Source organism: Sphingomonas sp. Leaf38 (genome assembly GCF_001421825.1).
Lineage (GTDB): Bacteria > Pseudomonadota > Alphaproteobacteria > Sphingomonadales > Sphingomonadaceae > Sphingomonas.
Map to the genome: position 1 here is coordinate 77,368 of NZ_LMLD01000004.1, position 25,555 is coordinate 102,922.

At 67.3% G+C, this 25,555-nt stretch carries 25 protein-coding genes; 11 read left to right on the forward strand and 14 right to left on the reverse strand.

Annotated elements, in window-relative coordinates; translation table 11 throughout:
• Positions 1–110 precede the first annotated feature (110 nt).
• Both ASE88_RS00565 and ASE88_RS00570 read left to right on the forward strand, forming a co-directional pair.
• Positions 111–1,754, forward strand: coding sequence for a M28 family peptidase (locus tag ASE88_RS00565; RefSeq protein WP_056474384.1), 1,644 nt, complete (start codon positions 111–113; stop codon positions 1,752–1,754).
• Positions 1,755–2,723: an agmatine deiminase family protein gene (locus tag ASE88_RS00570; protein WP_056474168.1), complete on the forward strand. Its 969-nt coding sequence runs from the start codon at positions 1,755–1,757 to the stop codon at positions 2,721–2,723.
• Between the two features lie 245 nt (positions 2,724–2,968).
• Here ASE88_RS00570 and ASE88_RS00575 read toward each other — a convergent pair whose 3' ends face one another.
• The 11 genes from ASE88_RS00575 to coxB form a co-directional block, all read right to left on the reverse strand.
• Positions 2,969–3,838 (reverse strand): class I SAM-dependent methyltransferase, encoded by an 870-nt coding sequence (locus ASE88_RS00575; protein WP_055882124.1) that lies wholly within the window; start codon positions 3,836–3,838, stop codon positions 2,969–2,971.
• Positions 3,835–5,235, reverse strand: coding sequence for a threonine synthase (gene thrC / locus ASE88_RS00580; RefSeq protein ID WP_056474172.1), 1,401 nt, complete (start codon positions 5,233–5,235; stop codon positions 3,835–3,837). The genes ASE88_RS00575 and thrC overlap by 4 nt, the downstream gene beginning before the upstream one ends.
• A 10-nt stretch (positions 5,236–5,245) precedes the next feature.
• Positions 5,246–5,881, reverse strand: coding sequence for an SURF1 family cytochrome oxidase biogenesis protein (locus ASE88_RS00585; RefSeq protein ID WP_414893209.1), 636 nt, complete (start codon positions 5,879–5,881; stop codon positions 5,246–5,248).
• Positions 5,878–6,261, reverse strand: coding sequence for a DUF983 domain-containing protein (locus ASE88_RS00590; RefSeq protein ID WP_056474175.1), 384 nt, complete (start codon positions 6,259–6,261; stop codon positions 5,878–5,880). Before ASE88_RS00590 ends, ASE88_RS00585 begins: the two co-directional genes overlap by 4 nt.
• Positions 6,262–6,520: 259 nt before the next feature.
• Positions 6,521–7,447 (reverse strand): cytochrome c oxidase subunit 3, encoded by a 927-nt coding sequence (locus ASE88_RS00595; protein ID WP_056474178.1) that lies wholly within the window; start codon positions 7,445–7,447, stop codon positions 6,521–6,523.
• Between the two features lie 29 nt (positions 7,448–7,476).
• The gene (locus ASE88_RS00600) at positions 7,477–8,028 is read right to left on the reverse strand and encodes a cytochrome c oxidase assembly protein (RefSeq protein WP_055882112.1); all 552 of its coding nucleotides are present in this window, start codon (positions 8,026–8,028) and stop codon (positions 7,477–7,479) included.
• Positions 8,028–8,174, reverse strand: a complete 147-nt coding sequence (locus ASE88_RS19150) for a hypothetical protein (protein WP_200910116.1) — start codon at positions 8,172–8,174, stop codon at positions 8,028–8,030. Before ASE88_RS19150 ends, ASE88_RS00600 begins: the two co-directional genes overlap by 1 nt.
• Positions 8,171–9,070: a heme o synthase gene (locus ASE88_RS00605; RefSeq protein WP_055882109.1), complete on the reverse strand. Its 900-nt coding sequence runs from the start codon at positions 9,068–9,070 to the stop codon at positions 8,171–8,173. Before ASE88_RS00605 ends, ASE88_RS19150 begins: the two co-directional genes overlap by 4 nt.
• 60 nt (positions 9,071–9,130) lie before the next feature.
• The gene (locus tag ASE88_RS00610) at positions 9,131–10,582 is read right to left on the reverse strand and encodes a hypothetical protein (RefSeq protein WP_056474181.1); all 1,452 of its coding nucleotides are present in this window, start codon (positions 10,580–10,582) and stop codon (positions 9,131–9,133) included.
• A gap of 339 nt (positions 10,583–10,921) precedes the next feature.
• The gene (ctaD, locus tag ASE88_RS00615; RefSeq protein WP_055882103.1) at positions 10,922–12,586 is read right to left on the reverse strand and encodes a cytochrome c oxidase subunit I; all 1,665 of its coding nucleotides are present in this window, start codon (positions 12,584–12,586) and stop codon (positions 10,922–10,924) included.
• Position 12,587: 1 nt separating this feature from the next.
• The gene (gene coxB, locus ASE88_RS00620) at positions 12,588–13,730 is read right to left on the reverse strand and encodes a cytochrome c oxidase subunit II (RefSeq protein ID WP_235527600.1); all 1,143 of its coding nucleotides are present in this window, start codon (positions 13,728–13,730) and stop codon (positions 12,588–12,590) included.
• A gap of 296 nt (positions 13,731–14,026) precedes the next feature.
• Between coxB and pyrE the strand changes: the two genes are divergently transcribed.
• The 5 genes from pyrE to ASE88_RS00645 all read left to right on the forward strand — a co-directional run bounded on the left by pyrE (position 14,027) and on the right by ASE88_RS00645 (position 17,997).
• Positions 14,027–14,611: an orotate phosphoribosyltransferase gene (gene pyrE, locus ASE88_RS00625; protein ID WP_056474185.1), complete on the forward strand. Its 585-nt coding sequence runs from the start codon at positions 14,027–14,029 to the stop codon at positions 14,609–14,611.
• On the forward strand, positions 14,608–15,348 hold the full coding sequence (locus tag ASE88_RS00630; protein WP_056474188.1) for a pyridoxine 5'-phosphate synthase: 741 nt from the start codon (positions 14,608–14,610) through the stop codon (positions 15,346–15,348). Before pyrE ends, ASE88_RS00630 begins: the two co-directional genes overlap by 4 nt.
• Positions 15,349–15,522: 174 nt before the next feature.
• Positions 15,523–15,948, forward strand: coding sequence for a holo-ACP synthase (acpS, locus tag ASE88_RS00635; protein WP_056474191.1), 426 nt, complete (start codon positions 15,523–15,525; stop codon positions 15,946–15,948).
• The gene (gene lepB / locus ASE88_RS00640; protein ID WP_055882086.1) at positions 15,945–16,928 is read left to right on the forward strand and encodes a signal peptidase I; all 984 of its coding nucleotides are present in this window, start codon (positions 15,945–15,947) and stop codon (positions 16,926–16,928) included. Before acpS ends, lepB begins: the two co-directional genes overlap by 4 nt.
• Position 16,929: 1 nt before the next feature.
• Positions 16,930–17,997 (forward strand): AI-2E family transporter, encoded by a 1,068-nt coding sequence (locus tag ASE88_RS00645; RefSeq protein ID WP_056474193.1) that lies wholly within the window; start codon positions 16,930–16,932, stop codon positions 17,995–17,997.
• Between the two features lie 13 nt (positions 17,998–18,010).
• Here the strand turns inward: ASE88_RS00645 and ASE88_RS00650 are convergent, their stop codons facing one another.
• Positions 18,011–19,069: a glycosyltransferase gene (locus tag ASE88_RS00650; protein ID WP_056474195.1), complete on the reverse strand. Its 1,059-nt coding sequence runs from the start codon at positions 19,067–19,069 to the stop codon at positions 18,011–18,013.
• 54 nt (positions 19,070–19,123) lie between these two features.
• Here ASE88_RS00650 and ASE88_RS00655 point away from each other — a divergent pair, with 54 nt between their 5' ends.
• From ASE88_RS00655 to ASE88_RS00665, 3 genes are read left to right on the forward strand one after another with little or no spacing between them, the layout of a single operon-like run.
• Positions 19,124–20,140, forward strand: a complete 1,017-nt coding sequence (locus tag ASE88_RS00655; RefSeq protein WP_235527607.1) for a hypothetical protein — start codon at positions 19,124–19,126, stop codon at positions 20,138–20,140.
• Positions 20,137–20,652, forward strand: a complete 516-nt coding sequence (locus tag ASE88_RS00660) for a DUF2141 domain-containing protein (RefSeq protein ID WP_056474198.1) — start codon at positions 20,137–20,139, stop codon at positions 20,650–20,652. Before ASE88_RS00655 ends, ASE88_RS00660 begins: the two co-directional genes overlap by 4 nt.
• Before the next feature lie 24 nt (positions 20,653–20,676).
• Positions 20,677–21,861, forward strand: a complete 1,185-nt coding sequence (locus tag ASE88_RS00665; RefSeq protein WP_056474201.1) for a glycosyltransferase — start codon at positions 20,677–20,679, stop codon at positions 21,859–21,861.
• Here the strand turns inward: ASE88_RS00665 and ASE88_RS00670 are convergent.
• On the reverse strand, positions 21,803–23,236 hold the full coding sequence (locus ASE88_RS00670) for a hypothetical protein (protein WP_056474204.1): 1,434 nt from the start codon (positions 23,234–23,236) through the stop codon (positions 21,803–21,805). The two genes, ASE88_RS00665 and ASE88_RS00670, sit on opposite strands and share 59 nt — an antisense overlap.
• Before the next feature lie 226 nt (positions 23,237–23,462).
• Positions 23,463–24,203, reverse strand: coding sequence for a bifunctional 2-polyprenyl-6-hydroxyphenol methylase/3-demethylubiquinol 3-O-methyltransferase UbiG (ubiG, locus tag ASE88_RS00675; protein WP_056474207.1), 741 nt, complete (start codon positions 24,201–24,203; stop codon positions 23,463–23,465).
• A 52-nt stretch (positions 24,204–24,255) separates the two neighbouring features.
• On the opposite strand from ubiG, the gene ASE88_RS00680 reads away from it, so the two are divergent.
• Positions 24,256–25,509 carry an aspartate kinase gene (locus ASE88_RS00680; protein WP_056474393.1) on the forward strand — a complete coding sequence of 418 codons (1,254 nt, stop codon included), beginning with the start codon at positions 24,256–24,258 and terminating at the stop codon, positions 25,507–25,509.
• Positions 25,510–25,555 lie beyond the last annotated feature (46 nt).

The window sequence follows — 25,555 nt, forward strand, 5'->3', positions numbered from 1 at the left end:
GACAAAAAGGGCGGTCCTGTCGGGCCGCCCTTTTTCGTTGCGCCGTTTCGGTGCATGGACAGGAACGCTTACCTTTGCCAGAACCCGCGCAACTCATTGGGGAAATGACCATGCGCGCTGCTATCCTGTCTCTGTTGCTGCTCGGGACCGCCGCGTCCGCGCAAACGCCTTCGATTCCGACGCCGGCCATCTCCGTCGAGACGTTGAAGACCGTCACGCAGGTACTGTCGTCGGACGCGTATGAAGGCCGCGCGCCGACCACGCCCGCGGAGGCCAAGACGGTCGCGTATATCGTCGAGCGGATGAAGGCGGCGGGGCTCAAGCCCGGCAACAAGGGGTCGTGGACGCAGGACGTACCGATGGTCGAGATCACCGCCGGCAACGTCGCGCCGTTCAGCTTCACCGGCGGCAAGGCGCCGGTCAGCCTCGCCTATCGCACCGACATGGTCGCAGGCACGTACCGTGTCGCGCCGAAATCGAGCGTGGCGAACAGCGACGTCGTGTTCGTCGGCTACGGCATCACCGCGCCCGAAAAGGGCTGGGACGATTATGCGGGCACCGACGTGAAGGGGAAGACCGTCGTCATCCTCATCAACGACGCGGACTGGCAGACGATGTCGCGCGAGGGGCCGTTCGAGGGGCGTGCGATGACGTGGTACGGGCGCTGGCCGTACAAGTTCGAGAACGCCGCCAAGCACGGCGCGGCGGCGGCAATCATCGTCCATGATACCCAGCCGGCGGCGTATCCGTGGGCGGTGGTGCAGTCGTCCTGGACCGGGCCGCAGCTCGAGCTGGACGAGAAGGGCGATCATCTCGACCAGTCGCAGATTGTCGGCTGGATGCAGAAGCCGGCCGCCGAGCGTGTGTTCGCGAGCGCGGGCAAGGACTATGCGACGCTGGCGGCGGCGGCGAAGGTGAAGGGGTTCAAGGCGGTCCCGCTCGGGCTGAAGTTTGGCGGCGGGTTCGACAACACGATCAGGCGGCAGGCGTCGAAGAACGTCATCGGCGTGCTGCCGGGCAAGACTGCGCCCGACGACTATGTGCTGTATTCAGCGCATTGGGATCATCTCGGCCGCTGCGACGCGGTCGAGGGCGACGACATCTGCAACGGTGCTGCGGACAATGCGACGGGTATCGCCGGGCTGGTCGCGCTCGCCGAGGCGCAGGTGAAGGCGGGGCCGGCCAAGCGCTCGATCGCGTTCCTCGCGGTGACGGCGGAGGAATCGGGGCTGCTCGGCTCGCGCTATTATGCCGAGCATCCGATCTACCCGCTGGCGCACACGGTGGGCGGCGTGAACATGGACGTGCTCAACGTCGATGGCCGCGCGAAGGACTTCGTGTTCGCCGGCGCGGGCAAGTCGGAGATCGAGGATCTGGTGAAGCCGTTCGTCGCCGCCAAGGGGCGCGTGATCGGTGTCGAGGCGAACCCCGAGCGCGGCGGCTATTACCGGTCGGATCATTTCAGCTTTGCCAAGCTGGGCGTGCCGATGCTCGACGGGGGCAGCGGCGAGGATCTGGTCGTCGGCGGGACCGCGGCGGGGCATGCCGCGCGCGAGGATTATGTCGCGCATCGCTATCACAAGCCCGCGGACGAATATGACGCCAAATGGGACTGGTCGGGCGCGGTCGAGGATCTGGGCATCTATTACGGTCTCGGGCGCAAGCTCGCGGATGATACCAGTCTGTGGCCGAACTGGTATAAGAGCGCCGAATTCCGCGGCATTCGTGACCGCGATCGCGCAGGAGCCAAGTAAGTGACCACGACGACTACCCCGGCAGAATGGGCACACCACAAGGCCGTCTGGATCGGTTTTCCGAGCCATGCGGACCTGTGGCTGGACGATCTGGAACCCGCGCGTGACGAAGTCGTCGCGTTCGCTAAGGCGGTGCATGCCGAGGGCCGCGGCGAGACGGTAATCCTGGTCGCGGCGGATGTCGGGTCGGCGACCACTGCCAAGCGGCTCGCGCCGTTCGCGGAGGTGGTGGTCGAGCCGTTCGGCGACATCTGGCTGCGCGATACCGCCCCGATCATCGTCGGCGACGGCAGCGCGCGCGATTTTCAGTTCAATGGCTGGGGCGGGAAATACGACCTGCCTGGTGACGATACGATCGGGCAGCGGCTGGCGGCGAGCCGGCACAAGCGGGTCGAGGCGTGTGCGTGGGTCCTCGAAGGGGGCGCGATCGACGGCGACGGTACCGGGACGGTGGTCACGACGGCGCAGTGCCTGCTCAACCACAACCGCAATCCTTCGCTGAGCAAGGAGGAGATCGAGGCGCGGCTGGCGTCCGATCTCGGCTATACGCGCGTCGTCTGGCTGGGGGACGGGTTGGTCAACGATCATACCGACGGGCATGTCGACAACCTCGCGCGGTTCGTCGGCGAGGGACGTGTGGCAATCCCGAAGGCGACCGACAACGACCCGAACTGGCAGGTCTACCAGAACGCCGCGCGCGATGCTGCGGCAGCCGGGCTGGACGTCGTGACGATCCCGTCGCCGGGCCGCGTGCTACGCGACGAGGAGGTCGTGCCGGCAAGCTACATGAACTTCTACATCGGCAATGCCGCGGTGGTGGTGCCGTTGTACGGGGCTGAGAACGATGCGGCTGCGGTGCTGGCGATTCAGGCGCTGTTCCCGGACCGCGAGGTCGTCGGGCAGCGCGCGGATCATATCCTGACGGGCGGCGGCAGCTTCCACTGCATCTCGCAGCAGATCCCCGGCTGACGTCTTGTCTTGTTCCCCCGCGAAGGCGGGGGCTCAGGGTTGCAAGCGGTGTCGTTCCTGGCGCCCGGACCCCCGCCTTCGCGGGGGAACGGCGGGCCAGCGTGGATCTCTATCGTTCCACAAACCACCACCCCGGCGAAGGCCGGGGCCCAATTGGGGGACGTAGCAAACGGAGGACCGCCCTTCGTCACGCCGACCTCTCCAATTGGGCCCCGGCCTTCGCCGGGGTGGCCGCTAGAGCGGCCTCAGCGGCTCCAGCGGGCCCAGATCGCGGTCGGCAGAGTCAGCCCGCGCGCTTCCTCGCGAACGCCCAACTCACCGACTTCAACCTTGCCCGGCAGGTCCGCGAACACCTGGTTGAGCAATTCGCCGATCGCCAGCGCGGACATCCGCACCGCGTACACCGTCAGGAACAGGAACCGCGAATTCTCGTCGAGCAGCTTGCGACAGTCGGCGATCAGCTTGGGCAGGTCTTCCTCGAGACGCCACACCTCGCCCTCAGGCCCGCGCCCGTATTTCGGCGGATCGAGCAGGATCCCGTCATACCGCCGCCCCCGCCGAACCTCGCGCGCGACGAACTTCGCCGCGTCGTCGGTCATCCAGCGGATCGGCGCGTCGGCCATGCCCGAGAGCTTGGCGTTGGCCTTGGCCGCCTCGACCGACTTCTTCGACGCGTCGACATGGACCATGCGAACGCCCTTGGTCGCCATCGCCAGCGTGCCGACGCCGGTATAGCCGAACAGGTTCATGCATTCGGGCGAGTCGAGTCCGGCCACGCGCTCGCGCATCCAGCTCCACACCGGCGCCATGTCCGGGAAGAAGCCGAGATGGCGAAACGGGGTGGTCTGCGCGGTGTAGGACACCTCGTTCCACTTGAGCGTCCAGCCCTCGCGGGGGACGGGTTCGGCAAATTCCCAGCGGCCGCCGCCATCCTCGTCGGAGCCGGGGACGAATTCCCCCTGCGCCGTCCAGTCGGTCGAGGCGGGCGCCCACATCGCCTGCGGTTCGGGGCGGATGAAGCGGAAGCGGCCATAGCGTTCGAGCTTCTTGCCGTTCCCTGAATCGATCAGGCCGTAATCCGCCCAGGGTTCGCCGATGAGCGTTTCGAGCTTCATGCCGACGGCCTCGCGCGCTCGGTGATGTACGCGGTGATCGCCTCGAACGTGGCGGGGAGCGTCGCGTAGCGTTCCTCGCGGTCGAACAGGTCGCCGACGCGCGCGGGAAGCGAGGGACGGACGCCGGTGGCGCGCTCGACGGCGTCGCCGAACTTGGCGGGGTGCGCCGTCGCGAGCGTCACGACGGGGACGCCCGCGGGTACGTCGAGGCGCAGCGCCGCGGCGAGGCCGATCGCGGTGTGCGGGTCGATCACCTGCCCGGCATGTTCGTGCGCCCAGCGCATGGCGAGCGTCATGTCGTCGAGGTCGACACGGTCGCTCTGGAAGAGCGCCGCGGCGCCCTGCGACTGCGCGTTGGTGAGGCGCATCGCACCCGACGATTCGAACCCCGCCATCTGCGTCGCCAACGCCGCGCCGTCGCGGCCGCCGAGATCGAACAATAGCCGTTCGAAGTTGGAGCTGACCTGGATATCCATCGACGGGGTCGGGGTCTGCTGGACGCCGCCCTTCGAATAATCGCCGGTGCTCAGCGCGCGGTGGAGGATGTCGTTGACGTTGGTCGCAACGACCAGCTTGGCGACGGGGAGGCCCATCTGCGCCGCGACATAGCCTGCGAACACGTCACCGAAATTGCCGGTCGGCACTGCGAACGCGACCGCGCGATCGGGCGCGCCGAGGCGGACCGCGGCGTAGAAGAAATACACCACCTGCGCCATCAGCCGGGCCCAGTTGATCGAGTTCACCGCAGACAGCGCGAACTTGGTCGAGAAGGCGCGGTCGTTGAACATCGCCTTCACCAGTGCCTGCGCGTCGTCGAAGCTGCCTTCGATGGCGATGTTGTAGACGTTGGGGCTGAGCACCGTAGTCATCTGGCGGCGCTGCACGTCGGAGATCCGCCCGACCGGGTGAAGCATGAAGATGTCGATGCCCGCGCGCCCCGCGACCGCGTCGATTGCGGCCGAGCCGGTGTCGCCGCTGGTTGCGCCGACGATCGTCAGCCGCTTGTCCGTGCCTGCGAGGAAGCGTTCGAAGAAGAGTCCGAGCAACTGGAGCGCGACGTCCTTGAACGCGAGCGTCGGGCCGTGGAACAACTCGAGCAGCCACTGGTCGTGGTCGAGCTGGACCAGCGGGACGACTGCGGCGTGCGAGAAGCGGCCATAGGCCTGCTCACAAAGTGCTTTCAGTTCCTCGCGCGTCATCGCGTCTCCGACAAACGGCGCCATCACCGCAACCGCGGTGTCGACATAGGAGAGGCCGGCGAGCGCCGCGATTTCGTCGCGGGTCATCGTCGGCCAGGCCTCGGGCAGGTACAGGCCGCCGTCGGAGGCGAGACCGGCGAGCGTCGCGGCTTCGAAATCGAGGACGGGGGCGGAACCGCGGGTGCTGATGTAACGCATGGCCAGCCGGTTAGCGGGGCGAGGCTTTCGACACAAGGTTGCGCCGCTTGGCTATCGCAAGGACATAAATGATCGCGGCGATGGCGGCGAAGAAGAACCACTGGCCCGCGTAAGCGAGATGGTTGTTCGGGACCGAGGCGATGTCGGGCCGGCCGTTGGGTGAAAGGCCCGCGTGTGGCGTGTCCGCGACCAGCATCAGACGCTGCGGGGTGTGATCGAACAGCGATCCGATCAGCGAACGGCCGTCGGGCGCGTGGCTGATGAACCCGGAGACTTGGCCACCGGTCCAGACGATCTTGGCCATCGGATCGCGCGTGGTGCCGAGCTGGACGATCATGCCGGGTCCTTCGGCGCCGGTCCGGCACTGCGCGATCGCGCGGAAGCCGGATTTGCCCGCGCCGGCGAGCGTGATGGCGGTCGGCTGGAGGCAGAGCCCCGAGGCGCGGCGGAACAGGAGCGTCTCGTCGGGGAGGCGCGGGAACGCCATCGGCGGCTTGGCGGGGTTGGCGGCAAGCTGCGCGAGGAACGCCTCCTTTTTCGGAAGCCGGTCGAGGAGTTGCCACAGGCCGAGGCCGATCATCGCCGCGATCGCGAGCGTGACGAGGATCGTGGGGATGACGGGGATACGCGGCGAGGGACGGGTCACGGTTCGATTTTGCCCTCACGCGCGGCGTTGCGATACTCGGCGGACATCAGCGCACCCTTCGCGGCGCGGAGCGACAGGACGACGCCACCCGCGGTGAAGGGGATCCAGATCAGCATGTGCAGCCAAAGTGGGGGGTGGACCTTGAGTTCCAGCGTGATCGCGAGCGCGACGACGACCGCGCCGAGGATCAACGTCAGGAACGCGGCGGGGCCGTCGCCGACGTTGAACTTGGAGAAGTCGAGGCCGCAATTCGGGCAGCGGTCGGCGAAGATGGACCATTTCGCAAAGAGGGTAGGCTTGCCGCAGCGCGGGCACAGCCCCTTGAGCGCGACCTGCGCGATCGTGGGGGCGGTGGCCAGCGGGTAGGGGGCTTGCGTCATGCGGTCAGCGCCTCGGTCGGATGTGTCCCCGCGAAGGCGGGGATCCAGACTAGGCTCCCGCCTTCGCGAGAGAACAAGGGGCGGGTGCGACATTTGTCTTGGGACAGTATCTTACCAGCAAAGGCCACCACCCCGGCGGAGGCCGGGGCCCAGTTGGGGGACGTTGCCAACGGAGGACGGCGCTTCGTTACTACAACCTTGCCAACTGGCCCCCGGCCTTCGCCGGGGTGGTGCCTACCGGAACGGGGCCCGTAAAAGCTCAACCGCCGTGGACGGGGGCGCCCCAGCCGCCCCAGACATAGACGGTGACGAACAGGAACAGCCAAACGACGTCGACGAAATGCCAGTACCAGGCCGCCGCCTCGAAGCCAAAATGCTGGCGGGGCGTGAAATCGCCGCGATACGCGCGGACGAGGCAGACGATCAGGAAGATCGTGCCGATGACGACGTGGAACCCGTGAAAGCCGGTCGCCATGAAGAACGCCGCGCCATAGTTGATCCCCTTGAACGGGAACGGCGCGTGGACATACTCATACGCCTGGATGCCACTGAACAGCACGCCGAGGATCACGGTGAGCCACAGCCCCTTGAGAACGCCATCGCGGTTGCCGACGCCGATCATCCCCCACAGCCCGGTCTTCTCGCCGCCGCGCTGGTTGTGGATCAGCGCGTGGTGCGCCCAGGTCACCGTGGTGCCGGACGTCAGCAGGATCAGCGTGTTGAGCAGCGGCAGTTCGAACGGGTTGATGACCGTCAGGCCCTTTGGCGGCCACTGCGCGATCATCGCCGCGCCGCCTTCGACCGCGCGCGTGACGCTGCCATCGGCATAGGTCATCGCGGTGGGGAACAGCGAGAAGTCGAAGAACGCCCAGAACCAGCCGACGAAGAACATCACCTCGGAGGCGATGAACAGGATCATGCCGTAGCGGAAATGCAGCTGGACGACGGGGGTGTGATCGCCCGCATGCGCTTCCTTGATGACCTGCGCCCACCAGCTGTAGAAGGTGAACAGCAGCCCGGCGAGGCCGATAAAGAAGATCCAGCCGCCGCCATTGGGCTTGTCGATATGGCCACCGTGCATCCACATGACGCCGCCGACCGCCATGATCAGCGCTGACATCGATCCGACCAGCGGCCAGACACTGGGTGGTAGGATGTGATACTCGTGGTTTTTCGCGCCGGCCATGGAACTCCCCTATTCTCTTTGCGCCCGTCCTAGCTTGCGTTTTTCGCGGAATCCACCGGGTAAAACGTGTAGCTGAGCGTGATCGTCTGGATGTCTGCCGCGTCCGGGTCCGTCAGGATCTTCGGATCGACGAAGAAGATCACCGGCATCCGCGCGGTCTCGCCGGGCTTGAGCGTTTGCTGCGTGAAGCAGAAACACTGGATCTTGGTGAAATACTTGCCGGCCTGCGCCGGCTGGACGTTGAACGTCGCGGTGCCGGTGAGCGGCTTGGTCGAGGTGTTCGTCGCCGTGAAGAACGCCATGTCGCGCGCGCCGATCGCGATCGTGTCCGAGCGATTCTCGGGCGCGAACTTCCACGGCAGCTTGGGGCTGACATTGGTGTCGAAATCGACCCGGATCTGGTGATCGACCGCGCCCGGCGCCGTCAGCCCGCGCTGCGTCGTGCCGTTGAGGCCGGTGACCGAGCAGAACAGGCGGTAGAGCGGCACGCTGGCCCAGGCGAGCCCGGTCATGAAACAGATGAAGAGCACCGCAAGCGCCGCGGTGCGGTTGGTGCGCGACATGGCCTTCCAGCCGGCCATCAGTGCGGCATGCCCGCGCGGATCTTGGCGATCGAGATCGCGAAGACGAGGATGACGAAGGCGCCGAGCAGCAGCGCCATCACGCGCGCGCGACCGCGCTGGCGGCTGCGGATCAGGTCGGCCTGATGGGGGTCTGAGGGCGTCATGCGAACCACCGGTCGACGACCAGCGCGCCGAACATCACGAACAGATACAGGATCGAGTATTTGAACAAGGCCTTCTCCGGTTTCATCGCATCGTCGGCATGCGTGGTGCGTTTGGCGACGCGGATGGCGAGCAGCGCGAACCAGCCGGTGAGCAGGACCGCCGCGATGCCGTAGATCGCGCCGGTCAGCCCGAGCGGCCAGGGCAGGATCGCGACCGCGGCCATCGGGATCGTGTAGAGTCCGATCTGCGTCCGCGTGGTGCGCTCACCGGAGACGACGGGGAGCATCGGCACGCCCGCGGCGGCGTAATCGCTCTTCATGAACAGCGCGAGGGCCCAGAAATGCGGCGGCGTCCACAGGAACACGAACAGGAACAGCAGCACCGGCAGCAGCGCGATGTCGCCGGTCGCCGCCGCCCAGCCGATCAGCGGCGGGAACGCGCCCGCGGCACCGCCGATGACGATGTTCTGCGGCGTGCGGCGCTTGAGCCAGACGGTGTAGACCAGCACGTAGAACAGGATCGAGACGGTCAGGATCGCGGCGGCCACCGCGTTGACCGCGAACCCCATGAACAGCACCGAGAACGCGCCGAGCCCGACGCCGAAATGCAACGCCGCCTGGCGGTCCATCCGGCCATCGGGCAGCGGCCGCTTTGCCGTGCGTCGCATGACCGCGTCGATATCCGATTCGTACCACTGGTTGAGCGCCCCCGCGGCGCCCGCACCGAGCGCGATGCAGAGTATCGCGGTGAAGCCGATCACCGGATGCACGCCGACGGGCGCGGCGAGCATCCCGCACAATCCGGTGAAGACGACGAGCGTCATCACGCGTGGCTTGGTCAGCGCAAGGAAATCGCGCCAATGCGCCGGTGGGAGAAGGGGAGTGGCAGGAGTCATGGTTCGGCTACGCTATACGCGTTTGCGACGTGGTGCGCAAAGCTTCAGCATGTCCGGCGGTTAGCCCCGCGGACGCGCGCGGTGGATCACCGCGACGTCGTCGGCATAGATACGCTGCCACGCGGGATCGTGGTCGAGTATGCGGACCAGGCGCGAGCGTGGCGGCAGGATCGTCCAGCCGAATTGCCAGCGTGCGTTCGCGGCGCGCCAGCGGGCGGTGTCGCCGCCGGCGATCGCGAAATAGTCGAGCGTGAACGGGTCACCGTACATGTCGGAACGGCCGTCGATATAGGGGCGGATGCCGGCAAAGATCAGCGACCCGCCAAAGCCGTATTCGTTGAAGACACGCTGACTGCGCAGCGACGGCGGCAGATGGCGGAGTGCGGTGGCGGGAATACCGGCGCTGTTCCCGCGTACTACGGGCACGGCGATGCGGTAGCCGGCGAGGCCGATCGCGAGCAGCAGAATGAGGATGCCGATCGATCGACTCTCGCGGCGGGACGTTTCAGAGGGCGCAGTCTTCGCGGACCAAGCTTTGCCGAGCGGTTCTGCCAGGACCAGGATGCCGACGACCACGAGGACGATCTCCTGACGGGTATGCTGGAGAGCGAGGTGCAGGACGCCGAGCATCAGGAGCAGGCGGATCGGCGGGATGCGTACCGGTCGCAGGAGCAGGGCCGCGAGCGTGGCGAGCAGGATCGCCTCGAACCCGGAAAAGGTCGCGAAGTCGGCGGGTTGCCACTCGTTGAGATGCGCGAGCAGCTTGAGACGATCGACGTAGAACGGGAAGACGAGACCGTCGATGCCGGCCGGCGTCGCGGTGGCGGCGACCGCGCAAGCTACGCCGAATGCGCCCCAGCCGAGGACGACTCGGCGACGATCGTACGCGGCGGCGGCGACCAGTGCTTCGAGAGCGAACACGCCGACGAGCGCTAGGCCGAACACGAAGCTGCCATGCGCGTTCGCCCAGACCAGCATCACCAGCGCGACACCGAGCGGTGGCGCTCTGCCGCGCTCGCGGGCGTGCAGCAGGACGATCAGCCAGGTGGCGAGGATCGGCAGCGCCAGGATGTGCGGTCGGGCGAGCAGCGACGGGAGTAGGCCGGTGACGAGCATCAGCAGCGCGACGATGCTGGCGCGCGGGCTGAGCCAGCGGCGGATCTCGTACGCGACGATCGCGAACAGCGTGGCCATCGCGGTGCCGATCAGGATGATCAGGCCACTCCAGCCGGCGGCGCGATAGCTCCCGTACATCGCCAGTTCGGAGAGCCATTCGTGCGCGACCCAGAGGCGGCCGAGGGCAGTGAACGAGAACGGGTCGGCGCTCGGGACGCGCGTGTGCGCGACGATCCACGCGCCGGTCGCGAGGTGCCAGCCGGTGTCGCCGTCGCGAAGGGCCGTCGGCACGATGATCGTGAATGCAAACGCGGCGAACGCGGCAAGGAGCGCGAAGGTGGCGCGCGGGATGCCGGATGGTGCGTCGGGACGGACTGGGGGTGGCGCGCTCGGCATGAAGGCGGATTAGCGCGATTGTCCTTTGGAATGGTGAATGAGGGATGGTGTCAGAAACATATCGTCACCCCAGCGAAAGCTGGGGTCTCCAGTTTGACGCGCGGTCGGAGTCGCAATGGGAGATCCTAGCTTTCGCTGGGATGACGGCGTTTGGGGGGCGGGGCGGGGGATGGTCGTACAACAAAAAACGCCCCGGGTTTCCCCGAGGCGTTCTCTTTTCTGGCTGGCCCCGACACGGGAGCAAGTCCCGTGTCGTCGGACGCGGCGAGCCGCGCCGGCCGAGCGGATGCGTGCGCGTTGCGCACCGGCGCGTAGCGTACGCTACGTCGCCTCGCATCGTCAGTCGATCTTCGGCAGCGTTTCGAACTGGTGATACGGCGGCGGCGAGGAGATCGTCCACTCCAGCGTCGTCGCGCCGTCGCCCCAGGGGTTGTCGCCGGCCGGCTTGCCCGCGATCATCGACCAGATCAGGTTGACGAAGAACACCACCATGCCTGCGGCCATGATCATGTAGCCGACCGAGGCGACCGTGTTCCAATGCTCATACTGCGGCGTGTAGTCCGGGATACGGCGCGGCATGCCCTGCAGACCCAGGAAATGCATCGGGAAGAACATCACGTTCACGCCGATAAAGAACACCCAGAAGTGCAGCTGGCCGAGGAACTCGTTGTACATCTTGCCCGACATTTTCGGGAACCAGTAGTAGAAGCCCGCGAACAGCGAGAACACCGCGCCAAGGCTCAGCACGTAGTGGAAATGCGCCACCACGTAATAGGTGTCCTGCATGTAGTCGTCGATGCCGCCGTTGGCGAGCACCACGCCGGTCACGCCGCCGACGGTGAACATGAAGATGAAGCCGATCGACCATACCATCGGCGTCTTGAAGGTGAGCGATCCGCCCCACATCGTCGCGATCCACGAGAAGATCTTGATGCCGGTCGGCACCGCGATGACCATCGTCGCGGCGGTGAAGTACATCTTGGTGTTCACGCTGAGGCCGGTGGTGAACATGTGGTGCGCCCACACGACGAAGCCGACCACGCCGATCGCGACCATGGCATAGGCCATGCCGAGATAGCCGAAGACGGGCTTGCGGCTGAACGTCGAGATGATCTGGCTGACGATGCCGAAGCCCGGCAGGATCATGATGTAGACTTCGGGATGGCCGAAGAACCAGAACAGATGCTGGTAGAGGACGGGATCGCCGCCGCCGGCCGGATCGAAGAAGGTGGTGCCGAAGTTGCGATCGGTCAGCAGCATCGTGATCGCGGCCGCAAGGACCGGGAGCGCGAGCAGCAGCAGGAACGCGGTGACGAGCATCGACCACACGAACAGCGGCATCTTGTGCAGCGTCATGCCGGGTGCACGCATGTTGAAGATCGTCGTGATGAAGTTGATCGCGCCGAGGATCGACGACGCACCCGCGAGATGGAGCGCGAGGATCGCCATGTCGGTCGACGGTCCGGGCTCGCCGTATGTCGAGAGCGGGGCGTAGAGCGTCCAGCCATTGCCCGCGCCGCCGAAGAACGGCGAGGCGAGCAGCAGGGTGAAGGCGGGGATCAGCAGCCAGAACGACACGTTGTTCATGCGCGGGAACGCCATGTCGGGCGCGCCGATCATGATCGGTACGAACCAGTTGCCGAAACCACCGACCATCGCCGGCATCACCATGAAGAACACCATGATCAGGCCGTGCGCGGTGATCAGCACGTTCCAGAGATGGAGCGATTCATCGAGGCTGGCGCTGCCGCCGTGGAGCATCGACGCCCAGCCTTGGAGATACTGGATACCGGGGTGCGCGAGCTCGGCGCGCATGAGCCCCGAGACCGAGCCGCCGATGATCCCCGCGACGATCGCGAAGATCAGGTACAGCGTGCCGATGTCCTTGTGGTTGGTCGACATGAACCAGCGCGCGAAGAAACCCGGCTTGTGATCGGTGTCGTGATGATGGTCGTGCGCCTCGTGCGAAACGAACGCCGACGGGTTGAGAGCGGTGTCGGTCATCTTAGAGTCCCGCGTTGCCGGCGCCGGCCGGGTTTGAGGTGGCGCCCTGCGTCGTTGCGGGGGCTGCGGTTGTCACGTTCCCAACAGGGCCGGTCGCGTTCGCGGTCTCGGCAGCCTCCTCGACCTTCGCCGCGGAGCCGTCGGCGCCGGGCTGCGGAATGACCTTGTCGGAGGCCTTGCCGGGGGTCGGCATCGTGCCGCCCTTGGCGCGAACCCAGGCGGCATATTGCGCGGGCGGAACCGCCTCGACCGCGATCGGCATATAGCCATGGCGCGCGCCACACAGTTCCGAACACTGGCCGAAATACAGGCCGGGCTTGTCGATCGTGAAGCTCGTCTCGTTCAGGCGGCCCGGGATCGCGTCGAGCTTGATCCAGAACGCCGGGACCGCCCAGCTGTGGATCACGTCGTTCGACGTCGTGATCAGGCGGATCGGCACGCCGACGGGCAGGACGATGCGGTTGTCGGTGGCGAGCAGCTTGGGGCCGTCGGCAGCGGTGCGGGCGCGTTCGCCGGCGGCGACCTCACCCTTTTCCTTCAGCATGTTGGCGGTGATCTCGAAGCCGCCATTGTCCGGATACTGGTACGTCCAATACCATTGGTTGCCGATCGCCTTGAGCGTGACGGCACCCGACGGCGCCGGCTTGAACTGCGCCTGGAGCAGCCCGATCGAGGGGACTGCGATCAGGACGAGGATCACGACCGGCGCAAGCGTCCAGATGATCTCGATAAAGGTGTTGTGGCTCGTCTTCGACGCCACCGGGTTGCGCGCCCGGCGATAGCGGAACGACACCCAGAACAGCAGGCCGAGCACGAGCAGCGAGATGATCGTGATCGTCGGCACGAGGATCGAATTGTGCATCCAGTGGGCGAACTGGCCGTTCTTCGTCACCTGCGGTTGGAGCCCGAACAGGCCGTCGGTCGGCTGGCCGATCATCGGCTTGGCCGTCATCGCGGGGGCGCCGTCCATCGCGAGTTCGGGGCTGGACGGGTTGGCGGTCGGCGTCGCGGCCGACGTGGTCGGCGCGGTGTTGGATACGCCGCCCGGCGCCGCCGCTGCCTGCGGTGTCGCTGGCTGGCCCACTGGCTGGGCCGCATGTCCGGCGACACCACCGAGACTCGCCAGTGCGAGCCCCGCTGCCATCGCAAATCCTCTCATCCCCATCTTGCGCATCGTTGTTCTTGACCCCGGTTTATAGCGAACCCGATATCACGGACGCGCGGATGTCTGTTTATAATTTTGTCAGGGCTATACGCGGCGGGGGGGGATGCCTCAAGCATTGTCTGGCAAAGGCGGGAATGAGCCTGGTTACCGTCATCCTGACTTTCGTCAGGATGACGGGTGGGGTGACGTGTGATGCCCGAAGCGTCGGTAGTCGTTGCGCGGCCATTCGCGCGCTCGTATCAGCGCGGCAGATCCTTTTGGAGCGATGACCCGCGATGACCGAAGACGACGTGCTCGCCGAATTCCGCGCTGCCGAAGCGTTGCTCGAAGGGCATTTCATCCTGTCCTCGGGGCTGCGCAGTTCGCGCTACCTGCAATGCGCGCGGGTGTTGATGGACCCGGCGCGGGGCGCACGGTTGTCGGAGGCGCTGGTTGCGTCGATCCCAGCCAATCTGCGCGCGCAGATCGGCGGGGTGGTGTCGCCGGCGATGGGCGGCGTGATCGCGGGGCACGAAATGGCACGTGCGCTCGGCGTCGAGGCTATGTTCCTCGAACGGCCCGACGGCGTGTTCGAGCTGCGCCGCGGGTTCCGCCTGACGCCGGGGCAGACGGTGCTGATGATGGAGGACGTGGTCACCACCGGGCTGTCGTCGCGTGAGGCGATCGCCGCGATCGGACGGGCGGGCGGCGTGACGGTCGCGGCGGCGGCGCTGGTCGATCGCTCGAACGGGACGGCGGATCTGGGCGTGCCGTTCTTCCCGCTGATCCGGCTCGACGTCCCGACCTATCCGGCGGATGCCTTGCCCGCCGAGCTGGCGGCGATTCCGGCGATCAAGCCCGGCAGCAGGGCGGCGGCATGAGCCTCCCCGGTAGCGAGCATCTGCGCCTGGGCGTGAACATCGATCACGTCGCGACGGTGCGCAATGCGCGCGGGGCGGGGTATCCCGATCCGGTGCGCGCGGCTTTGGCCGCGGCCGCGGCGGGGGCTGACGGAATCACCGCGCACCTGCGCGAGGACCGCCGGCATATCACCGACGACGACATTGCGCGGTTGTCGGCCGAGTTGGCGATTCCGCTCAACCTGGAAATGGCGGCGACCGACGAGATGCTGGGCATAGCGCTGCGTCACAAGCCGCACGCGGCGTGCATCGTACCTGAGAAGCGCGAGGAGCTGACCACCGAGGGCGGGCTCGACGTCGCCGGACATTACGACCGGATGGCCCGGCTGGTCGACGCCTTGGCGGGGGCGGGGATACGCGTGTCCTTGTTCATCGAGCCGGACGCGCGGCAGATCGAGGCGGCGGTGCGGCTCAAGGTGCCGGTGGTCGAACTGCACACCGGCTTATACGCCGAACTCTCGGGCGAGGCGCGGACGGCGGAGCTTCGGCGCCTGACCGACGCGGCGGCGCTCGCGGCGAGGAACGGCATCGAGGTACATGCGGGGCACGGGCTCACCTACGACAACGTCGCGCCGATCGCGGCGATCCGGCAGGTTCGCGAGCTGAACATCGGGCATTTCCTGGTGGGCGAGGCGCTGTTCGTCGGGCTTGGCGAGGCGGTTCGGCTGATGCGCGAGGCTATGGATGCGGCGCGGTAGGCAAGAAGGTTTGGTCGCGGGGAGGCGCGGAGACGCGGAGGAGAAGGGAGCTTCCGCGCTCCGTTCGATCGGCCCTCTCCAATCTTCTTCGCCGCACTTGCGGCTCTCAAACTCTCCGCGCCTCCGTGCCTCCGCGCGAACAAAATCCTTTGTCTTCCGACTACAGGCGTTGCGATGATTATCGGGCTCGGGTCCGACCTGTGTAATATCGAGCGGATCACGGCGTCGCTGGAGCGGTTCGGCGCGCGGTTCGAGCAGCGCGTGTTTACCGATGTCGAGCGCGCCAAGGCGGCGCGGCGACCGTTTACCAAGGCCGGGACGCTAGCCAAGCGGTTCGCGGCGAAGGAAGCGTTTTCGAAGGCGGTCGGGACGGGGTTTCGCGCGGGCGTGTTCATGCGCGATATCGGCGTGGTCAACGCCGCCAGCGGGGCACCGACGCTGGCGCTGACCGGAGGCGCCAAAGCGAGGCTTGACGCGTTGACGCCCGAAGGCCACGCCGCGCGCGTGCATCTGACGATGACGGATGATCACCCCTGGGCGCAGGCCTTCGTGATCATCGAAGCTATACCTCTGATATCTCAAGTAGATATGAATCGATGAAGGACGCGGCGTTGGACGGCAACGAGTTCCCAGACAAGCCCCTCGCGCAGCAGGCGACGGCGGCCGATGCCACCGCTCCGACGGTCGCCGCACCGGACACCCCCCGCCGCCGCGGCACCGACTGGTGGGGCGAGGTGAAGGGGATCTTCTGGCTGATCCTGGTCGTGCTCGGCTTCCACAGCTTTATCGCCAAGCCCTTCTATATCCCCAGCGAATCGATGCTGCCGGGGCTACGGATCGGCGACCGGCTGGTGGTGACCAAGTTCGCCTATGGCTGGTCGTTCGTGTCGCCGACGATCCCAAACCCGGTCGCGATCTTCAAGGGCGTCGTGCTGCGCCAGCAGGAAGACAGCTGGAGCGTATCGCTGCCGTTCATCCACGGGCGGCTGTTCGGATCGCTGCCGACACGCGGCGACGTGGTGATCGTGACGCCGCCGGGGACGCATAACGACTATATCAAGCGCGTCATCGGGCTGCCTGGCGACAAGCTAGCGGTGCGCGGCGGGATCGTGTTCCTCAACGGCGTCGCGGTGAAGCGCGGGCCCCTTCACGACACGCTAATCCCGGTCGACACCAACAGCCCGTGCAGCGAGATCGACTATCCCGGCGCGCGCGAGACGCTGCCCGACGGGCGCGAGATGTGCCGCCTGCCAACCTATACCGAGACGCTGCCGAACGGCCGCCGCTACGAGACCGTGGACCTCGAATCCGATAGCCAGGGCGACAATTTCGCGGAGATCACGATCCCTGCGAACCACGTCTTCCTGATGGGCGACAACCGCGATCGCTCCGCCGACAGCCGGTTCGCGCTGAGCCAGCTCGGGCTCGGCGGTCCGGTGCCGTATGAGAATCTCGGCGGCCGCGCGGAGTTCATCACCTTCAGCCTCGATGGCGATGCGACCTTCAACCCGCTGACCTGGTGGGGATCGCTGCGCTCGGACCGCGCCGGCACGTCGCTGCACCCTGCCAAGGCGAACTGAGATGGCCGCAACAAGGCCCGTCGACGAGCTCAGCCCGGTCGAGATGCGCGATCCGTTCCTGCGCAAGGAACTGAAGCGCGCGGTAATCTGGCTCGGCCTCGCCTGCGTGATCGCGTTGCTGATCGTGCTGGTCCAGCCGTTGCTGATCATCTTTGCCGGCGTCGTGTTCGCAGCTCTACTCGATGGCGGCGTGCGGCTGCTCGGGCGGGTGTTGCCGATCGGGCGCGGCTGGCGGTTGCTGATCGTCGTGCTGCTGACGTTCGCGTTTCTGGTCGGGACGTTCGTTCTGACCGGGGTGCAGGTGACCGAACAGGTCAATCAACTCCGCTCGACGCTCGAGATGCAGGCGAACCGTTTCACCGGCTATCTGACGTCGCAGGGGCTGATGCCGGGCGCGTCGGACGTCAACGGCATCGTCAAGGAGGCGCTTGGCTCGGTCGGGCGCGTGACGTCGTGGGTCGGCACCGCGATCGGCGCGATCACGAGCATGTTCATGATCCTGATCCTCGGGCTGTTCATCGCTATGGATCCGGGCACCTATTCGCGCGGGCTCCAGTGGATGGTGCCGGTCGATCTGCGGCCCGAATTCGGCAGGACGCTGGTCAAGATGGGCGAGACGTTGCGCAAGCTGCTCGCCGGGCGCCTGCTGGGCATGGCGGTCGAGGGTGTCGCGAGCGGTATCGCGCTGGCGATCGGCGGCGTGCCGATGGCGATGCTGCTTGGCATCATCGCGGGCATCCTGGCGTTCATTCCGAACGTCGGCGCGATCGTGACGGGCGTGCTGATGGTCGCGGTCGGGTTCAGCGCGGGCGTCGACACGGGATACTGGGCGATCGGCACGTATCTCGTGGTGCAGACGATCGACGGGTACGTGATCGTGCCGATGGTCGCCAAGCGCACCGTCGACCTGCCGCCGGCCTTGACGCTGGGCGCGCAGATCATGGCGAGCGCGCTGTTCGGGATCTTGGGGCTGGCGCTGGCCGACCCGATGACTGCGATGATCAAGACCGCGCTCGAGCGGCGCTCGGAGCGGGAAGAAGAGAAGGTGGAGGCCGAAGGTACGACCTGATCGGGTATAGGCGCTACCGCCGCACCAACTGGTCGAAGAGCGCGAGATAGCGGGCGGCGGAGTCCGCACCGGGTTGCGGCACCGGTTCAGGTCGCGGTGCGGTCGGCGCCAGCCATGAATCCAACGCCGCAATCAGCGCCGCCGGATCGTCCCGCGCGACGATCGTACCGCGATCAGGCCGGTCGATGATCTCCGCCACCGCGCTGCTCGATTCGGTCGAAATCACCGGCGTCCCCACCGAGAGCGCCTCGCGCAACACGCCGGGAACGCCTTCATAGTCCGAGGTCAGCACGACGACCTGCGCGCGCGCCATGATCGGCAGCGGGTCGGTGCTGTGGCCGAGCAGGCGAACGCGGTCCCCCAAGCCCAGCGCGCGGATCTGCGATTCGATTGCCCCCCGCTCGTCGCCTTCGCCGAGGATCACCGCCGGAATGCTCTGGTCCGCCAAAGACGGCAGCGCCGCGATCAGGCGATCCCAGCGCTTCTGCGGTTCCAGCCGACCGACGCCGAGGATGTAGCGTGCCGGCAGGTCAGGCACTGCACCCGGGATCCGTACCGTCGGCGGGTTCGGGATGACGCTCGTTCGCCCGACCATGTGCGTCGCGCGCGCCGCCTCGTCCGCCGTCGCCGGGGTCATCGCGACGAGGTGGTCGAGGAAGCTGCCGTGCCGCGCGAGCCAGATCTGGTGTGCGGCGTGCATCAGCCGGCCGTGATCCGCGCGTGCGGGGGCGTTGGACATCTTGGCGACGATCGGCGGGCAATCCCGGCCGAGCCGGAGCCGGGTCCATGCCGCGATGCCGGTGTAGAAGTTGCCGGGGCAGAAGATGACGTCGGGCGCGAGACGGCGCACCACGTTCGGAAGCGCCAGCAACCGCGACGGCGAAACGATCTCCAGCCCGTCCGGCAGTTCAACCGCCAGCGGCCCAGCTAGATCCTCGATCGCCAGCGTTACCCGCCGCCCCGCCGCCAGCCAGCCGCGCACAAGGCGCAATTGGGCACGCTCGACGCCGCCACCGCGCAGGTCCTCGGCGTAGGTCAGGATGTGCCGCGCGCGCGGTGGCGGGGACGTCACTGAAATATGGCGGTCATCATAATGCGCGATTGGTAGAGCGGAGATCGCGACCGAATGAAACCGACTTTACGTGCATGCGCGCCGACGGGCGGCTATTGGACCGCGCGACACGCGGCAGAACGGCTTGAGGACCGGCAATTGAACACGCGAGCGAAGTCGACCGATGCCGACAGCTATGCGGACATAGCATGCGCCGGCCTCGAGCCGCTGAAGACGATCGGCAGTCGCTGGCCAGCCATCATCGGCGCGGTCCTGACGCTGGCGATGATCGCGGGGCTCGGCCGCGCATTGCTCGGGCAGGGCCTTGCCGGGCTGTCGCGCTCGGTGCCGCACGATCCGCGCTTCTATCTGTGCTTCGCGCTGCTCTACATGTCGCCGCCGACCGGCGACTTTGTAATCTTCCGTCGGTTGTGGGGTATCCCGCTCGGCGGCCTCGTCGCGCTGATCAAGAAGCGGATCGCGAACGAAGTCGTGTTCGGCTATTCGGGCGACGCCTATTTCTATGCGTGGGCGCGGGCCAGGGCGCGGATGGTGGCGTCGCCGTTCGGCGCGGTGAAGGACGTCACGATCCTGTCGGCGATCGCAGGCAATGCGGTCACGCTGCTGCTGGTGGCGATCGCGTTGCCGCTTGGTCGGCATCTGCTGACGCACGACCAGTTCCGCACGGTGCTGGCATCGGCAGGAGTGACGCTGGCGATCTCGCTGCCGTTCCTGATCTTCTCGCGCCGCGTGTTTTCGCTGCCCCGCGCGCGGCTGTGGTGGGTGTTCGGGATCCACTGCTTGCGGTTGTTGTGCGGATCGGTGCTGATCGCGTTCGCGTGGCATTACGCGCTGCCGGGGGTGCCGATGGGGATGTGGCTGTTCCTCGCGGCGGGCCGTCTGCTCGTGTCGCGCCTGCCGCTGGTGCCGAACAAGGATCTGTTGTTTGCCAATATCGCGATCCTGCTGATCGGCCAGGATCAGGCGCTGTCGGAGTTGATCGCGTTTACCGCGGCGGCGACCTTGCTCGTGCATGTCGGCCTGATCGTGCTGTTCGGCATCCACGCGGCGCTGACCAGGATGCGGGCATGATTCGCTATGGTCTGGCGGTGCTCGCGTCGGTCGTATCGGCGGGACCCGCGCGCGCGCAGGTGCTCGGCAGCGATGCGGCGGCGTGCCGGCCGGGAGAAGGCCCGGCGATCGCGGTCGAGATCACTGGGCTGAAGGATCGCACGGGCGCGTTGAAGCTCGAACTTTATCCGGGCGACGAAGCGGATTTTCTTAAGGACGACCGCGATCTGATCGCGGCGGGCAAGACGTTTCGACGGGTAGTGGTGCCGACGCCCGCGAGCGGCCCTGCGACGATGTGCATCCGGGTGCCGCGGCCGGGCCGCTACGCGCTGTTGCTGACGCACAACCGCGACGGGAAGAACAAGTTCAGCGTCTGGTCCGACGGCGCGGGGTTTGCGAGCAACGTAAAGCTCGGGCGGTCGCGGCCCAAGGTCGAGCAGGCGCTGGTCGAGGTGGGGGCCGGCGTGACGAGCGTGCAGATCGCCGCGCAATATCTGCGCGGGCTCGGCGGGTTCGGGCCGGTCACGCCATGAGGATCGTGACGTGAGAATCGAAGCGTGAGGATCGTCGACGTCAACGAGTTTTACTCGCCGACCGGTGGCGGCGTGCGGACCTATGTCGACCGCAAGATGGGGATCATGGCGGATATGGGTCATGAACTGATCGTCGTCGCGCCGGGCAAGGAGGACCGCATCGAGGAACGGCCGGGCGGCGGGCGGATCCTATACCTCAAGTCGCCGGGGATGCCGTTCGATCGCAACTACGGGCTGTTCTGGGACGAGCGCGCGATCCACCGCGTCCTCGACGACCTCGACCCGGACGTGGTCGAATGCTGCTCGCCGTGGCGGCCCGCGTGGTTCGTCGGCGACTGGCAGGGCCGCGCGGTCAAGGCGTTCTTCATGCACAACGACAACATCGCGGCCTATGCGCAGCGCTGGTTCGCGGGCGTGGCGAGCCATGACCAGATCGAGCGCGGGTTTGGCTGGTACAGCCGGTACATGCGGCGCTTCCTCGAGAAATACGACGTCGTCGTCACCAACGGCCCGGCGTTGGAAAAGCGTTTGCGCGCGCGCGGCGTGCGGATCGACGTGGCGATGCCACTGGGAATCGAACGCGGGCATTTCTCGCCGGACCTGCGCGACCCGCGGTTGCGGGCGGCCTTGCTGCAACAGTGCGGCCTGCCCGAGGACGGTATGCTGCTGCTCGGGCTCGGGCGGCATCACGGCGAGAAGCGCTGGCCTTTGGTGGTCGATGCGGTGGCGCGGGCCGGCGCGACGTTGCCGGTCGGGCTGATCCTGATCGGCACCGGTGCACAGAGCAAGGCGATCGCGCGGCGGATCGGCGGATCGCCGCATATCCGGATGTTCGCGCCGGTCTATGATCGCGAGCGGCTGGCGCGGATCATGGCGAGCTGCGATGCGCTGATCCACGGGTCGGAAGCCGAGCCGTTCGGGCTGGTCGCGTCGGAGGCGATGGCGTCGGGCCTGCCGCTGATCGTGCCCGACACGGGGGGCTGCGCGGAAGTCGCGGACGCCCACGCGAGCGAGCTCTACGCAGCGCGCGAGGCGGAGAGCGCGGCGGCGGCGATCGGTCGGCTGTTCGCGCGCGACCGCATTTTGCTCAGGCGCGCGGCAGCGGTGGCGGCCCGGCACGTTCGCAGCGATCGCGAGCATGCGGTCGAGCTCATGGACTATTATGCGGGACTGGTCGCGGCGAAGCAGGGCGTGCGACGTACAGCGTGAAGCGGGTGCCGGGAACCGGTACCGCCTGGTATCCGCGGCGGATCGCGTAGGCGGCGAGCAGCGCGTCGATCCGGTCGTCGCCGCTGCTCCAGGCGCCTTCGCCGCCGGTCAGGATCGCGGGCGGATCGCCGAGCAGCCCGATCCGCGCGTGCGAGACGAGGTGGAGGCGGCGTTCCTGCCCGGCGTCGAGCAGCGCCGTACTGCGAAAATAGAAGGGGCCGGGGGCGAAGCGCGGGTCGATCGCCGCGCCTGGGAGGAATTGCGGGGAGAGCGTCGCGACCGGGCCGGTGACGTGCGCACGGTCCAGAGTCGCGCGCACCGCGGTGGCGGTCTGCAGCGCGTCGTGCATCGGGATGCCGCCGTTCGCGACGGCCTCGGCGGTGGGCGCAAGACCGGCGCAGGCAAATACTATAGCGGCGACCCGCATCGCCTTGCCAGGCGGGTGCGCGTGCCAGACCAGTGCCACGCGCACGAACAAGGCGGGCAACATCGGCAGCAGATATTGGCGCCATGTCGGCACGGGGGCGAGCGCTGCAATCAGGCCGGCGAGGATCAGCAGATCGAGGATCAGGTGCCGGCGGTGGCGCCTGCCCGTGGTGGCGACGATCGCCAGCAGGGCGGGGCCGAGCGCGAGGAACTTGAGCGTGTCGATGAGCTTCGCTGCGTTCGACAGCTTCCAGGGGCGCGCCTGATACCATTCGGTCGGCGCCCGGCCGGGAAAGCCGAGCACGCCGAACAGGAAGGCGTCGGGGGCCTGGAGGAACACTGCGCCAGTAAGTGCCGCGAAGGGGAGCGCGCCGAGCAGCGTCCACCAGGGGCGGCGGTCGGCGCGGAGCAGAGTCCAGATGCCGTAGGTGAGCGCGGGCAGCGCATAGGAGATCTTGGCGGCGGCGGCGGCGGCGAGCAGTGCGCCGATCAGGAGCGCGTCGCGACGGCGCGCCTGGTCGCGCGCGGTCCTGACGATGGCGGGGAGTGCGAGCGCGAGGCACGCGGCGGGGAGTGCGTCGTTGCGCGCGGTACCGATGCTGAAGAGCAGGATGTCGCAGGTGGCGAACAGCGCGGCCGCGATGGCGGCGGCGCGGGGGCCGGCGCCACCGATCCGCGCGGCGCGGTGGACCGCGGCGATCGTGGCGAGCCCCAGCAGCGCGTTGGCGATGCGGAGCGCTGGCCAGGTCCATGCGCGGGCGAGCAGTGCGAGGGGGGCGAAGAGGTAGGGCTGAAGTGGTGTCTGGAGGTAGGCGAAGTCGCGATAGGGGAGCAGCCCGCGGGCAGTGAGCGCGGTGGCGGCGACGTACTGGCTTTCGTCGTGGTCGACGGGGCGGAGGAGGGCGAGGGTGATAAGGAAGATCGCCAGCGCCGCGAGCAACAGAAGCATGTTCACCCGCGAAGGCGGGTGCCCAGACTGGGCCCCCGCCTTCGCGGGTGAACAGCGTTGGGGAGGGGGGCGCTCAACCACTGATGCCACCATCCTGATAGGCCCCACCCCGGCGGAGGCCGAGGCCCAATTGGGGGACGGCGGTGATCAGGGGCAGCGTTTCGTTACCACGGCCTTCCCAATTGGGCCCCGGCCTCCGCCGGGGTGGAGGGGAAGAGGCCACGGATCAGGCTTTTACCGCGGTCAGGAAGTAATCGAGGCTGGTCGAATCGCTCAGCGTAAAGCCGGTCGCCGGCGAGAAGCTCAGGCCGCGCGTGTCCGTCACGCGCAGCCCCGCATCCTTCAGCAACGCCGTCAGTTCCTCGGGCGTCAGAAACTTGTTCCAGTCGTGCGTGCCCTTGGGGATCGTGCCGGTGCCCTCCGCCAGCGTGATCATCGCGAGCCGCGACAGCGGCGTGCGGTTGGGCGTCGACAGGATCAGCAACCCGCCGTCCGCCAGCACGCGCGCCAGACCGCGCACGAATCCGGCGGGATCGCTGACATGCTCGATCACCTCGAGGCTGGTGACGAGGTCGAACTGGCCGACGAGCCCCTCGACGCCGCCCGCGCGATAGTCGATCGCCAGACCGCTCTGCGCCGCATGGATCTCCGCCACCGCGATATTCTCGGGCGCGGCGTCGATCCCCGTCACCGCCGCGCCGAGCCGGGCGAGCGGCTCGCAGAGCAACCCGGCGCCGCAGCCGACGTCGAGCGCGGTCTTCCCCGCCAGCGGCGTGAAGGTCGACCCGTCGCCACCCCAATGCGCGTCGACCTGCTCGCGGATATAGCGGAGCCGCGGCGGGTTGAGCTTGTGGAGCGGCGCGGACGAGCCCTTGGGGTCCCACCAGTCCTTTGCCATCGTGCCGAAATGCGCGGCCTCGCGCGGATCGATTGTTGCGCCGTCTACGGTGTCACTTGCCAGTATCATGCGCGCTACCTATCAGGGCCGCCGCTTCGACCCAAAGGGATTTGCGCAGTTCATGGCCCGTATCGTGATGAAATTCGGCGGCACGTCGATGGCCGGGATCGAGCGGATCCGCAACGTTGCCGCGCGCGTGAAGCGCGAAGTCGATGCGGGCAACCAGGTCGCGGTCGTCGTCTCGGCGATGGCGGGCGAGACCGACCGGCTGGTCGGCTTCTGCCGCGAGGCGTCGTCGCTGTACGATGCGAAGGAATATGACGTCGTCGTCTCGGCCGGCGAGCAGATCACGAGCGGGCTGCTTGCGATCGCTTTGCAGGCGGCGGGCTGCAAGGCGCGGTCGTGGCTCGGCTGGCAGCTCCCGATCAATACGTCCGACGCGCATGGCTCGGCCCGGATCGGCGAGATCGATACGGTCGCACTCGATGCGAGCCTTGCGGACGGTGTCGTAGCCGTGATTCCGGGTTTCCAGGGCGTGGCGGATGGTGATCGCGTCACGACGTTGGGCCGTGGCGGGTCGGATACCTCCGCGGTCGCGATGGCGGCGGCGATGAAGGCCGATCGCTGCGACATCTATACCGACGTCGACGGCGTCTACACGACGGATCCCCGGATCGTCCCGCGCGCGCGGAAGCTCGGCAAGGTGACGTATGAAGAGATGCTGGAACTCGCCAGCGTCGGTGCCAAGGTGCTGCAGACCCGGTCTGTCGGCCTGGCGATGAAAGAGAATGTGCGCGTGCGCGTGCTGTCCTCGTTCGAGGACGGCGATACCAATGACGGCCACCGCGGCACGCTGATCGTGGGCGAAGAGGAAATCGACGATATGGAACGCCAGCTCATCACCGGGATCGCGCACGACAAGAACGAGGCGAAGATCACGCTGACGCAGGTCAGCGATCGCCCCGGCTCGGTCGCGGCGATCTTCGCGCCGCTCGCGGACGGCGGCATCAACGTCGACATGATCGTGCAGAACGTCGCGCATTCGACCGGCTCGACCGACGTCACCTTCACCGTGCCCGCCGCGGACCTCGCGCGCTCGCTCGATATCCTCGCCAAGGCCAAGGACGCGATCGGCTATGCGACGATCGTCCACGACACGCGCGTCGCCAAGGTCTCGGTGGTCGGCGTCGGGATGCGCAGCCATGCGGGCGTCGCCTCGACGATGTTCACGACGTTGGGCGAACGCGGGATCAACATCCAGGCGATCGCGACGTCGGAGATCAAGGTCAGCGTGCTGATCGAAGAGGATTATACCGAACTTGCCGTGCGCGTGCTGCATACCGCCTACGGGCTCGATGCCGAGGATGCAGCGTAAATCTCTCCCCTCCCGCTTGCGGGAGGGGGCGGGGGGGGGCTAGGCG

Bases quoted from the DNA above. Each gene is read 5' to 3' on its own strand.
- ASE88_RS00605 (WP_055882109.1), bottom strand. From the start codon at position 9,070: ATGACTCCTGCCACTCCCCTTCTCCCACCGGCGCATTGGCGCGATTTC.
- ASE88_RS00630 (WP_056474188.1), top strand. From the start codon at position 14,608: ATGAGCCTCCCCGGTAGCGAGCATCTGCGCCTGGGCGTGAACATCGAT.
- ASE88_RS00575 (WP_055882124.1), bottom strand. From the start codon at position 3,838: ATGAAGCTCGAAACGCTCATCGGCGAACCCTGGGCGGATTACGGCCTG.
- ASE88_RS19150 (WP_200910116.1), bottom strand. From the start codon at position 8,174: ATGACGCCCTCAGACCCCCATCAGGCCGACCTGATCCGCAGCCGCCAG.
- ctaD (WP_055882103.1), bottom strand. From the start codon at position 12,586: ATGACCGACACCGCTCTCAACCCGTCGGCGTTCGTTTCGCACGAGGCG.
- thrC (WP_056474172.1), bottom strand. From the start codon at position 5,235: ATGCGTTACATCAGCACCCGCGGTTCCGCCCCCGTCCTCGATTTCGAA.
- ASE88_RS00680 (WP_056474393.1), top strand. From the start codon at position 24,256: ATGGCCCGTATCGTGATGAAATTCGGCGGCACGTCGATGGCCGGGATC.
- coxB (WP_235527600.1), bottom strand. From the start codon at position 13,730: ATGGCAGCGGGGCTCGCACTGGCGAGTCTCGGTGGTGTCGCCGGACAT.
- acpS (WP_056474191.1), top strand. From the start codon at position 15,523: ATGATTATCGGGCTCGGGTCCGACCTGTGTAATATCGAGCGGATCACG.
- ASE88_RS00565 (WP_056474384.1), top strand. From the start codon at position 111: ATGCGCGCTGCTATCCTGTCTCTGTTGCTGCTCGGGACCGCCGCGTCC.
- ASE88_RS00595 (WP_056474178.1), bottom strand. From the start codon at position 7,447: ATGGCCGGCGCGAAAAACCACGAGTATCACATCCTACCACCCAGTGTC.
- ubiG (WP_056474207.1), bottom strand. From the start codon at position 24,203: ATGATACTGGCAAGTGACACCGTAGACGGCGCAACAATCGATCCGCGC.
- ASE88_RS00590 (WP_056474175.1), bottom strand. From the start codon at position 6,261: ATGACGCAAGCCCCCTACCCGCTGGCCACCGCCCCCACGATCGCGCAG.
- ASE88_RS00610 (WP_056474181.1), bottom strand. From the start codon at position 10,582: ATGCCGAGCGCGCCACCCCCAGTCCGTCCCGACGCACCATCCGGCATC.
- pyrE (WP_056474185.1), top strand. From the start codon at position 14,027: ATGACCGAAGACGACGTGCTCGCCGAATTCCGCGCTGCCGAAGCGTTG.
- lepB (WP_055882086.1), top strand. From the start codon at position 15,945: ATGAAGGACGCGGCGTTGGACGGCAACGAGTTCCCAGACAAGCCCCTC.
- ASE88_RS00660 (WP_056474198.1), top strand. From the start codon at position 20,137: ATGATTCGCTATGGTCTGGCGGTGCTCGCGTCGGTCGTATCGGCGGGA.
- ASE88_RS00670 (WP_056474204.1), bottom strand. From the start codon at position 23,236: ATGCTTCTGTTGCTCGCGGCGCTGGCGATCTTCCTTATCACCCTCGCC.
- ASE88_RS00645 (WP_056474193.1), top strand. From the start codon at position 16,930: ATGGCCGCAACAAGGCCCGTCGACGAGCTCAGCCCGGTCGAGATGCGC.
- ASE88_RS00600 (WP_055882112.1), bottom strand. From the start codon at position 8,028: ATGGCCGGCTGGAAGGCCATGTCGCGCACCAACCGCACCGCGGCGCTT.
- ASE88_RS00655 (WP_235527607.1), top strand. From the start codon at position 19,124: ATGAAACCGACTTTACGTGCATGCGCGCCGACGGGCGGCTATTGGACC.